At 61.2% G+C, this 10,513-nt stretch carries 8 protein-coding genes and 1 pseudogene; 2 read left to right on the forward strand and 7 right to left on the reverse strand.

The genetic code is table 11. The features are described 5' to 3' along the window. From B0W55_RS26545 to B0W55_RS26570, 6 genes are all read right to left on the reverse strand, one after another. A partial coding sequence (locus B0W55_RS26545) for an RHS repeat-associated core domain-containing protein (RefSeq protein ID WP_077048885.1) occupies positions 1 to 4,181 on the reverse strand: 4,181 nt, incomplete at its 3' end. A gap of 207 nt (positions 4,182 to 4,388) precedes the next feature. Further along, positions 4,389 to 4,796, reverse strand: coding sequence for a sel1 repeat family protein (locus tag B0W55_RS26550; RefSeq protein WP_077048886.1), 408 nt, complete (start codon positions 4,794 to 4,796; stop codon positions 4,389 to 4,391). Then, positions 4,797 to 5,168 (reverse strand): hypothetical protein, encoded by a 372-nt coding sequence (locus B0W55_RS26555; RefSeq protein WP_007898892.1) that lies wholly within the window; start codon positions 5,166 to 5,168, stop codon positions 4,797 to 4,799. After that, positions 5,165 to 5,506, reverse strand: coding sequence for a helix-turn-helix domain-containing protein (locus tag B0W55_RS26560; protein WP_077048890.1), 342 nt, complete (start codon positions 5,504 to 5,506; stop codon positions 5,165 to 5,167). Before B0W55_RS26560 ends, B0W55_RS26555 begins: the two co-directional genes overlap by 4 nt. 113 nt (positions 5,507 to 5,619) lie before the next feature. After that, complete coding sequence (locus tag B0W55_RS26565) at positions 5,620 to 6,075, reverse strand: YkvA family protein (protein ID WP_077048887.1); 456 nt, start codon at positions 6,073 to 6,075, stop codon at positions 5,620 to 5,622. A gap of 292 nt (positions 6,076 to 6,367) precedes the next feature. Then, complete coding sequence (locus B0W55_RS26570; RefSeq protein ID WP_077048888.1) at positions 6,368 to 7,081, reverse strand: FKBP-type peptidyl-prolyl cis-trans isomerase; 714 nt, start codon at positions 7,079 to 7,081, stop codon at positions 6,368 to 6,370. Positions 7,082 to 7,348: 267 nt separating this feature from the next. On the opposite strand from B0W55_RS26570, the gene B0W55_RS26575 reads away from it, so the two are divergent. Both B0W55_RS26575 and B0W55_RS26580 read left to right on the forward strand, forming a co-directional pair. Beyond that, a complete protein-coding gene (locus B0W55_RS26575; protein WP_077048891.1) occupies positions 7,349 to 9,151 on the forward strand; it encodes a di-heme-cytochrome C peroxidase in 1,803 nt (600 codons plus the stop codon). 16 nt (positions 9,152 to 9,167) lie between these two features. After that, the gene (locus B0W55_RS26580; RefSeq protein ID WP_077048889.1) at positions 9,168 to 10,304 is read left to right on the forward strand and encodes a catalase family protein; all 1,137 of its coding nucleotides are present in this window, start codon (positions 9,168 to 9,170) and stop codon (positions 10,302 to 10,304) included. 14 nt (positions 10,305 to 10,318) lie between these two features. On the opposite strand, the pseudogene B0W55_RS31310 reads toward B0W55_RS26580, so the two are convergent. After that, positions 10,319 to 10,396, reverse strand: a pseudogene (locus B0W55_RS31310) (outer membrane lipoprotein carrier protein LolA); the annotation flags it as partial. Positions 10,397 to 10,513: the final 117 nt, after the last annotated feature.

Here is a 10,513-nt window from a genome sequence, read left to right on the forward strand (position 1 = left end):
CCCGTCGGGTTCGGCACATACCGATAGGCATTCAACCCACCCGCCAGCTTCACGGGATCGGGGGTGAGGTAGCGCCCGGTATCCGGCTGGTAGTATCGGTGGCGGTTGTAGTGCAGGCCGCTTTCGCTGTCGAAGTACTGGCCCTGGAAGCGCAGGGGTTGTTCGATGCCGCCGTGGCGCAACTGGCTGAGCTTGCCGTAGGCGGTGTAGCGGGCGGACCAGACGATGTCGCCGCTGGCATCGGTGAGTTCCTGTGGGGTGCCGAGGTGGTCGAGTTGGTAGTGCAGCGGGCGCGCCTGTGGGCCTTTGCCGTTGAGCAGGGCCAGCGGGCGGAAGCTGCCCGGTTCGTAGAGGTAGCTGCGGTAGTGGCTGTTGCTGCTTTCGGCGATGAGCTGGTCGCCCTGCCAGAAGAAGGTGGTGGTGTGGCCGTCGACGGTCTTGTGGGTGCGTCGGCCGAAGGCGTCGTAGCGGTAGGACGTTTCGCGGCCGTCGGGCAGACGGATGCCGATCAGGCGGTGCTGGCTGTCGTAGCGGTAGTCGGTGATGTCCGGGCCGCGGCGTTCGCGGCTCAGGTTGCCGTAGGCGTCGTACTCGTAATGGCGGTCGGCGTGGCGCCGCAGTTGGTTGCCCTTGAGGTGCCAGGGGCCGGGGCGGTCGTGGATCAGCAGGTTGCCGGCCGGGTCGTGGGTGAAATGTTCCGGGTCCTGGTCGCGGGCGTGGCGCACGTGGGTCAGGCGGTCGAGCGGGTCGTACTGGTAGCGGCGCGGACCGTGGCGGGTGTCACTGATCTGTAGGAGGTTGCCGTTGGCGGCGTAGGTATAGTCGCGGCGGTACAGCGGACGTTGCTGCTGGCTGATGGCGTGGGCTTGCAGGCGGCCCTGGTCGTCGTAGGCGTAATCGCTGTGCAGCAGGCCCTGTTGGCGGCTCTTTTCCCGGCCGAAGTCGTATTGATGGCTGGTCAGGCGCGCGCCGTTGAGGTCGATGGCGGTCAGTGCGCCGCTCGAAGCGCGGTGGTAATGAACGCGGCTGTTGTCCGGCAGGCGCAGTGTTTCCAGTTGGCCGCTGGCGTCGTAGGCGTAGCGCAGCGTGCCCCAGCCCTGGTGTTCGGTGATCAGCCGGTCGTGGGCGTCGTACTCGAAGGCCAGCGGATGCTCCTGGCCGTCGTCGACGCTGACCAGCCGGCCGAGAGAGTCATAGCGGTACTCGACCTTTCCGCCGTCGGGCAAGGTCTTGCGCAGCAAACGTCCAGCGCTGTCGCGTTCATAGGCGGTGACCAACTGCGAACCGTCATCGCCGAACTCGGTTTTCTCCCGCAACTGGCCGTTGAGGTCGTAGGCATAGGCCGTGCGCCGCCCGTCAAAACCGGTTTCCTGTCGGATCAAGCCACCGGGCGTGTAGTCCAGGCGATAGGTGTCACCGCTTTCGTTCTCGATCTCGGTGAGCAACAGCTGCGCATGGTCGTAGCGGTACTTGAGCTGCGTGCCGTCGGGATTGATCCGCCGGCTGACCAAATGCAGGTCATCGGCGTATTCATAACGGGTGACCCGGTCCAGTTCATCACGTTCGGCGGTGACCCGGCCGTAGGCGTTGTAGCTGTAGGTGCGGCGGGCACCGGTAGGAAACGTCGTCTGCAACAGTCGGCCAACGGCGTCCCACTGGTAGCGGGTGACGGCGCCGAAGGCGTCCTGCACCGTGGTCCGTCGCCCCAGGGCGTCGTAGGAAAACGCCCGCCGCCCGCCGTCCGGCAGGGTTTCCGCGAGCAACTGACCGAGACGGTTCCATTCGAACAGGTGGCGGCTGTGGTCCGGGTAGCGGATCAGCAGCAAGCGTCCTTGGGCGTCGTACTCGTGGTAGGTGCTGTGGCCGTCGGGGTCGATCAGCCAGGTGAGGTCGCCCTGGGCGTTGCGCTGGTAGGTCCACTTGGCCTTGCCGCGATAACGCGCGTGCAGGAAACCGTTGCGGTATTCGTAGGACGTTGGCTCGTCGTCCGGCGGAATCAGCGAGATCAGCCGTCCGAGTTCGTCGTAGCGGTACTCGGTGACCGCGCCCAATGCGTCCTGCTCGGCGATCAAGCGGCCCTGGGCGTCGTAGGCCTTGTGCTGTTCGGCGCCGTCGGGGGTAACCCGGCGCACCAGCCGTGCGTGGACGTCATGGACATACTGCTCTTCGCTGCCATCGGCATGCTTGAGCGTCACACCACCGTCGTCATCCCACTCATAGCGCGTGTCCATCTGCGCAAACGACGCCCAGTGACGGACGCAGCGCGCCGCCTTGCCGGACTTTTCCCACGCCCAATAGAAACTCGCCCCACCGGCCAACTGCCGTTGCAGGATCACCTGCTGTTCGTCGTAGTCGTAACGCTCGACTTCCCCGACGGCATTGCTCGCCTCGATCAGCCGGCCGCGGACGTCGTAACGGTAAGTGGCCAGGGTCTGTTCGGTGCGCCACACCGGCGCCTGATCGCCGCTGAAGTCAAAACATTGGTAGTCGACGGCGATCAGCTGCTGACGCTCATAGCGCAGCCACAGCGCACGCCCGGCGCCGTTGTCCAGGCGCTGAACGCGGTCGGACAAATCGTGCTGCACCGTCAGACGATTGCCGTAGGCGTCGCTGACTGCGCTCAGGCGGCCGTGGCGGAAGTGGAAAAAGCGCGGCGCTTCGCCAGCCAGCGCCAGGATCAGTTCTTGCGGCTCCTCGCCGAGATAGATCGCCGCCCGCGACAGGCTGTTGTGGATCGCCGGGCGTGCCCGGCTCGGCAGCGGGAACACGGTGCGACGATTTTGCGCGTCGACCCAGGTCACCGTGTCGCCGTCGATGTCCAGGCGCTGGCTCAGGGAATGGCTCCAGCCGAAACCGAGGCCACAGTCGAGCTGGACGGCGCTGGTGCGATACAGGCGGGTGAATTCGAACGGCAGCACACCGTCGAGCGTGGCATCGGTGAGGGTCAGCAGTTCTTCACCGGTGACCAGCGAGACCGGGCAGCCGTGGGTGGCGGTGTGGGCGGCGGTGTCGGCGCTGTCGCCGTTGGGGTTTTTGGCCTGCTCTGGAGCGTCGTGGTGGGGTTCTTCTTTTTTCACCGTGGTGTTGTTGCGAGGCTTCCAGTGCAATTGCATCCGGCCTTTCTTCAGCCCCGCCACGACGCCTCGAGCGGCGATTTTCTTGTAGCGATCAACGTAATCGATGAAGGTCTTGAGGATCGAAAACAGTGACTCAACCAGGCGTGTGACCGCTCTGATCAACTGCGCAGCGCGACCCGCCAAGCGCATCGTCAGATAGGCAACGCCACCCCCTGCGGTGGCGAATGTCAGGACGATGGCGATCAGGATGTCGATCAGCAACTCCACTACCAGCTGCGACACCGCTTTGGCCGTCTCACCCGCGATCACACTGGGCGGCAGCATTTCCAGCCAGAGACTGGCGGCGCGCAGCAATAGACAAAGCACCGCTTCATCACTGGCCAGCAGCTGGATGTTTGCCATCATCGCCGGCGTTTCTTGCGCCAGCTTCTTCAACTGATCGACGCCGCTGCCCAGGCGATCAGCAAATTTTCCGGGATCCTGGAGGATCTGCGACAACAGACCTATCGCGTCCCATACCCCTTCGATGGCCGCCCAACTGCCAGCGAGCATTCCATTGCCGGCCGCCAGAAAAGTCGATTGCGACCACTGCGGTTTGAACCCTCCCCACTCATTGCGCAGCCACTGCTCAAGCTGCTGCGTCAGCCCGTCGTAGGACTGGAACAGCTCATCAAGCTGCGGCGGCGTGACCTCGCTCTGCACCCGCACGCGGTAAGACTCACCCGGCACACAGGCGAACTGCCCCTTACCGTTTTCATCGAGGGTGATCGGCGTCGACTCGCCACCCTTCACCGCAATCACATCGACCTGAATGTTGCCCAGCGGCACATCGGATACTGACTCGAACTTGCTCTCGATATGCAGGGTTGCGCTTCGCGAACACTGTGCAACCGTCGAGATAAAGTCATCGTCACCGGTGCTGACTACGGTGCTGGAGTCGCCAAATTTGAGCACCCTCTCTACGCCCAGGAGCGAGGGCATGTCAGTGATGTGGCTGATTTGATCGGCGGTCTGGCTGAACCAGCTTTTGAGCTGCTGACGGTAAAGGGTGAGGATGTGCGGGAAGCTGTCGAGCGCCTGCTCGACGCGGACGGTGTGATCCATCAGCCCACCGAAACGCAAGCGGCGTGAAAAAACGGGTCGAACATGAGTTATCTCTCGCACGGGAGGAAGGGCGCGAGGGACTTTGCGGGGGATCAGTGAGGAAAGAAGTCAGGAAAGGATGATGTTGATGTAGGGCGTTTCGCTAAAACCAAAACATGGCGTAGGAGCGCGCTCCTGCGCCATGTTTGTCTGTCAGACAGTGCGCTGTTACTGGCTCGAATCCCGGGAGGCCAGCTCCTGCAACTTGATTTGCGCCAGTGGATGCCCTGCCTTTGCGGCCAGCCCCCAGAAGCGCGCTGCTTCGGCCGGGTCCGGTGCCTTGCTCGGGCTCCCGGCCAGGCTGATGACGCCGATCTGGTAGGCCGCTTTGCCGTCACCGGCCAATGCCGCCAGACGCAACAGTCGAATACCCTCTTCTTTCGCGCCCAGACCGACGCCACGGAAGGTCAGGATGTGGCCGTAGAAACTCTGGGCGTCAACATCGCCCAGGTTCGCCATGCGGGCGAACTGGCCTTCGAGCCAGCTCCAGCCCCGGGGTTGGCGCACGAACCATTGCCAGTGAAAAAGCCTGCGCGCCAGCCAGTAACTGGCCCGCGCCTTGAGTCGAAAAAACACTCAGGCCTCCGCCGACTCGGGGTATTCGTATTCAAACACCCGAACCACTTCCGACGCATGCCAGGACGCGGCCGCGACCCCGTCGGACGGTCCGGAAAATCGCCCCAGGCGCTCGACACACTCGAAAAAACCGGTGCGTGGCAGGCGACTGGCCCCTTGGCTGATCACCAGCGAACTGCGCAATGGCTGTTCGGCCCGGGCATCCAGCGCCGCCAGGTGCTCGAGCGCGGCAGTCAGGGTTTGCATGGCCGGCGTCGGCAACTGCAAACGCTCCAGCAAGGCCCGATACGTCAGAAGATGGCGCTGACGTCGCGCCTGATCCAGCTCGCCCAGCAATCCGTCCCAATGTTGACGACTGATGCGTACGCTCACGATTGATCCCTCCACCCTGGCACCGTCAATTCCCAGGCCAGACTGCGGCGAATCGCGGCGTCGGGCTGACGTTCGCCGCTTTCGATCATGGCCAGATATGACGGGCTGATGCCTACCGTGCGGGCGAGCGCCTCGATGGCGATGCCCTTCCCTTCGCGCAAACTGCGTAGTTGATCAAGACCCGGAAGAATCGGGTCCTGGGCTGTCGCTGGCGGCGCTGGGGCCGGGCGCGACGGTGATTGATCGATGCCTGCTGCTTTGAGTAAAGCCTGATACTGAGCCCATGGCAGAACCGCGTATTCGGGTTCGCCTTCGCGTGTAATTATCTGAATATCCATGACTACCCCGTAGGACAACAACACTTAGCGAGTCGGCACTTTTCCCTAGAAGTGTAATCCTAACAGCGGCTAAGGTCGCGGGGTGATGTATCTGTGGATGATGCTTATTCAACTTAGCGTTTTTTCGGACCCTGGAGCTGAAGTTGCTCGGGTGTATCCGGCAGGCGCTCGACGACGGCGAGCTTCTCTGGCACTTGGCGTTTGCGCCAGATGCGAAAAGCATTGAGTTCATCGTCGAGAACTTTCATCAACCAGGCCAGCACGGCGATGTCATCGAGCATGCCGAACATGGGAATGAAATCCGGAATCGCGTCCACGGGGCTCAGGAAATACATCAGCCCCGCCACTACCGATATCAGGGCCTTGGGGCTGATGGCCCGGTATTCACCACGCCAGTAGGCCAGGCACAGTGCCTGTAGCAAGCGCAGGTCATCTTTGAGTTTGCCCAGCCGATTGCCCTGAGCGGCGCCTTTGCTCGCTACGGCAAACAATAAGGTCGGCAAGCGTCCGCGGGCGAGCAGGCGCCCGGCCAGTGGCAGGAAGCGAGCGAAGTTCCAGGGTGCTTTCATGAGTTCCTCCCACGCAAATGTTATCCACACAAATTGTGGATAACCTTGTGAACAGAGCTGCTTTTCACAGCTGTAAGCCCCGCCGCACAAGGGCTTGGCTTAGATCGGGCGTTTTTTACTCATCAAAAAAAACCCAATATTTCATTGACTTGGTGGTCGGGCGAGGTTACCCCGTCCTACACTGCCTATGACTTCAGCCTACAGCATCTGTTCGTTTTGTTTACCCCGCGCTGAACGCCAGATGCAACAACGCCCCGCATAAGCGAGGCGTTGATTTCAAAGCGGGAGCCGATTACTTGGCGGCTTCTTCTTTGGCTGGATCCTTGATGGCCAGCAATTCCAGGTCGAATACCAGCACCGAGTTGGCTGGAATGGCCGGGCTTGGGCTTTGCGCGCCATAAGCCAGTTCGCTAGGAATGAACAGCTTGTACTTCTCGCCGACGTGCATCAACTGCAGGCCTTCGACCCAACCCGGAATCACACCGCTGACCGGCAGATCGATCGGGCTGCCGCGCTCTACGGAGCTGTCGAACACGGTGCCATTGGTCAGCTTGCCGGTGTAGTGAACGGTCACTACGTCAGTCGGCTTTGGCTGAGGGCCATCGGCTTTCTTTTCCACTTCATATTGCAAGCCGGAAGCGGTGGTCACGACGCCAGCTTTCTTGGCGTTCTCTTCGAGGAATTTCTTGCCGGCGGCTGCCGACTCTTCGCTCATCTTGGCCATGCGCTCTTCGGCACGCTTTTGCAGTGCGGCGAAAGCTTCAACCAGCTCTTCGTCCTTGAGCTTCTGCTCTTTCTTGCCAACGGCATCTTCGATGCCCTGGGCTACGGCTTTGGAATCCAGGTCATCCATGCCTTCCTGGGCCAGGCTCTTGCCCATGTTCAGGCCAATGCCGTAGGAAGCTTTTTGCGCCGGAGTTTTCAGCTCTACGCTGGTTTGCGAGTCGCAACCCGCAAGTACCAGGCTAACCAGGGCCACCGCCGCCGCCAACCGATGCTGTTTCATGCTATTTCCTTGTTCATGCGCCTAAAGGGCAATCGAGTAAAGCCGCGAGCTTATCAGGCGGCCACGACCAATGGCTACCGGCATGAGAGCCGGACAATGGCGATAAGTTCAGGTGTTTAAACGCTTTTCGCAGTGTAGACGATGAAACTTCTGTCATCTGACTCAGACACAGGACGATTGCGCAGCCGGATCCATGGCGTAATGGCCACTTGCCGCCAACTCTGCGCTCAGGCATAACGGCAGGATAAATCGACAAGGATGTTCATCTTGCGCCTCTTATTCCGCTTGCTGGTTCTGATCGTTTTCCTGTTTGGCGTGTTCCTGGCGGTGATCCTGTATTACATCGCCAACCCGAAACTACCGCTCTGGACCCCGGCGCAGCAGGTGCATTACCTGGAGCAGTGGAGCGCCGAGGACCGCCAGACCTATTACTTCACGCCCCAGGGCACGCAGGTCAAAGGTCTGCGTTATGACTGGTTCACCGCGCTGGAACTGCCATTCTCCCGGGAGCGTTTCGCCGCCCCCGAGTACCTGGCGCGCTTCGGGTTCCTTGTCGAGCCCAACCAAAAACCCACGCCGAACAACCCCGGCAATCTGCCGGTGGGCTTCGCCCGGCATCAGAATCCCGGCAGTACGGATACTTTTCTGGATATTACTTGCGCCGCCTGCCATACCGGAGAACTGCGTTTCAACGGACAGGCCCTACGGATTGACGGTGGCTCGGCGCAGCATGTGTTGCCATCCAGCGTTCCTACGCTGCGCGGTGGCAGTTTCGGACAGGCACTGGTGGCGAGTCTGGTCTCGACTTATTACAACCCATGGAAATTCGAGCGTTTTGCTCGCGAGGTTCTGGGGTCTGATTACGACGCCAGGCACCAAAAATTGCGCAAGCAATTCAAGCGATTGCTCGATACCTTCCTGAAAGTGGCGTGGAACGACACCCATCGCGGGCTCTATCCCACCGAAGAAGGCCCTGGCCGAACCGATGCCTTCGGCCGCATCGCCAATGCCACCTTCGGCGACGCAATTTCCGCCGCCAACTACCGCATCGCCAACGCCCCTGTCGACTACCCGCCACTGTGGGACATGTGGACCTTCGAATGGGTGCAGTGGAACGGCTCGGCCAAACAGCCCATGGCGCGCAATATCGGTGAGTCCCTGGGCGTAGGCGCCACGCTGAATTTTTTCGATAAAAACCGCCAGCCGTTGATGGGCGATGACCGTTATCCCTCCAGTGTTCGCGTGCGCGATCTGCATTTGATCGAAGAAACCCTGCAACGGCTGGAACCGCCCGCCTGGCCGGAAACGCTGCTCGGCAAGGTCGACAAAACCCTGGCTGCCAAAGGTCGCGCCCTGTTCGGTGAAAACTGCGCTGGCTGTCATGTGCCCCGCGTTACCCAGGGCGAAGGGCGCTACGTACAGCACCTGAAAATGCTCCCGGTGGACGACATCGGCACCGACCCGGGCGCCGCTGATAACATTGCCAGCCATCGCTACGACCTGACGGCTCTGCAGTGGAAGCAGAAAGATCTGGAAAACCTCGATGTCGAGCCCAAACCCACCCAGCCGCTGGACCTGAGCCAGATGTCAGTGGCCAAAGGTCTGGCCTACGTCACCGCATTCGTCGAGAACCGGGCCTATCGTCAAGCAGGCATCACCCCCGCCGAACGCCCGCAAATGGACGGTTTCGGCTTGCCGATCGGTGTGCGTGAGCTACGCGCCTACAAGGCCCGGCCGCTGGCGGGGGTGTGGGCCACGGCGCCCTTTCTGCACAACGGCTCGGTGCCGAGTATTTATCAACTACTCTCGCCTCAGGACGAACGTGCAACCACCTTCTACAAAGGCACCTTCGAATTCGATCCGCAACACCTGGGCTATCGCACTGAAGCCTTTACCAACGGTTTCCAGTTCGACACCCGCATCACCGGCAACCACAACAGCGGTCACGAATTCCGCGCCGGAAAGCTCGGTAACGGCGTGATCGGCCGTCTGCTGCAGCCTCAGGAGCGCTGGGCACTGCTGGAATACTTGAAAGTGTTGGGCGGACCTTTGGAGTCACAACTGCCATGATCATAAGGATTTGCGCATGCTGAAAACCCTTTGGCTGCGCCTGGGCGCTTTTCTTGGCAAGGCGTTGCTCTGTCTGCTGGGGCTCGGGTTGCTTGGCTGGGCTCTGGCGACGGCCTGGTTCGCCTGGCAACACCGTGGGCCGGTATCGGCGCAGGAGCTGATTCCAGATGGGGAAGCAGCGATGACCCAGTCGATCATTCAGACTGCCGTACGGATTGTCGACCAGCACCGCGAAAATACCCGCTACCTTCGCGATGCCCATGCCAAGGCCCATGGCTGCGTCAGGGCGCAGGTCCAGGTATTACCAGATCTGTCGGACGACTTGCGTCAAGGCGTGTTCAGTGAGCCCGGTAAAACCTGGCAGGCGACGATGCGCCTGTCCAACGGCAACGCCTATCCGCAGTTCGACAGCATCCGTGATGCGCGAGGCATGGCGATCAAGCTGCATGATGTGCCGGGCAAACAGTTGCTAAGCGATCAGCCGCAGCGTAACGAACAGGACTTCGTGATGTTCAGTCATCCGAACTTTTTCGTCAGTGATGTCGCTGAGTATCGACAGAACATCTCGGCACAAGCCGATGGCAAAAAGATGCTGGCGTTCTTTCCGGGGTGGAACCCGGTGCACTGGCAGGTTCGGCATTTATTGATTGCGCTGGCGACGCTGTCCCCCGCTCCGCCAAGCCCGATCCAGAGCACGTATTTTTCGGTATCGCCCTACAAGTTCGGCGACGCCAACGCCAAGTTCAGGGTGACCCCGGACCCGCAAAGCTGCCCGAAATACAGCGTTGCGGAACAGAACCGCAAATTGCCGAATTTCCTGCGCAGCGCCCTGAACCAGCAATTGTCGACGGATCGGATCGCGGCCTGTTTCGTGTTGCAGATCCAACGTCAGGACGCGAACAAGTACATGCCGATCGAAGACACCAGCATCGAGTGGAGCGAGCGTGATGCGCCGTTCCAGACCGTTGCACGGATCACCGTGCCGGCCCAGGACTTCGACTCACCGGCGCAGAACCTGCAATGCGACAACCTGTCGTTCAACCCCTGGTTCGGCCTGGAGGCGCATCGGCCCATCGGTGGTATCAACCGCTTGCGCAAAGCGGTCTACGAGGCGGTCAGCGATTACCGGCATGCTCGTAATGCCGGGCAATAGGCAGATCTGCCCTCTGTAGGAGCGAGCTTGCTCGCGAAAAACCTGAGGGCGCCGCGGCGTGTCAGACTCCCAGCGTTACCGTTGACGACCATCGCGAGCCAGCTCGCTCCTGCCGGGCCAGCGAAAAGCCAAATCCCAGACAGCAAAAAGCCCGCATTAGCGGGCTTTCCGTGTGGTGACCTGGCGTTCAGTGTTCCAGGTTACCGAAT

This window comes from Pseudomonas sp. KK4 (genome assembly GCF_001984065.1).
Taxonomy (GTDB): Bacteria; Pseudomonadota; Gammaproteobacteria; order Pseudomonadales; family Pseudomonadaceae; genus Aquipseudomonas.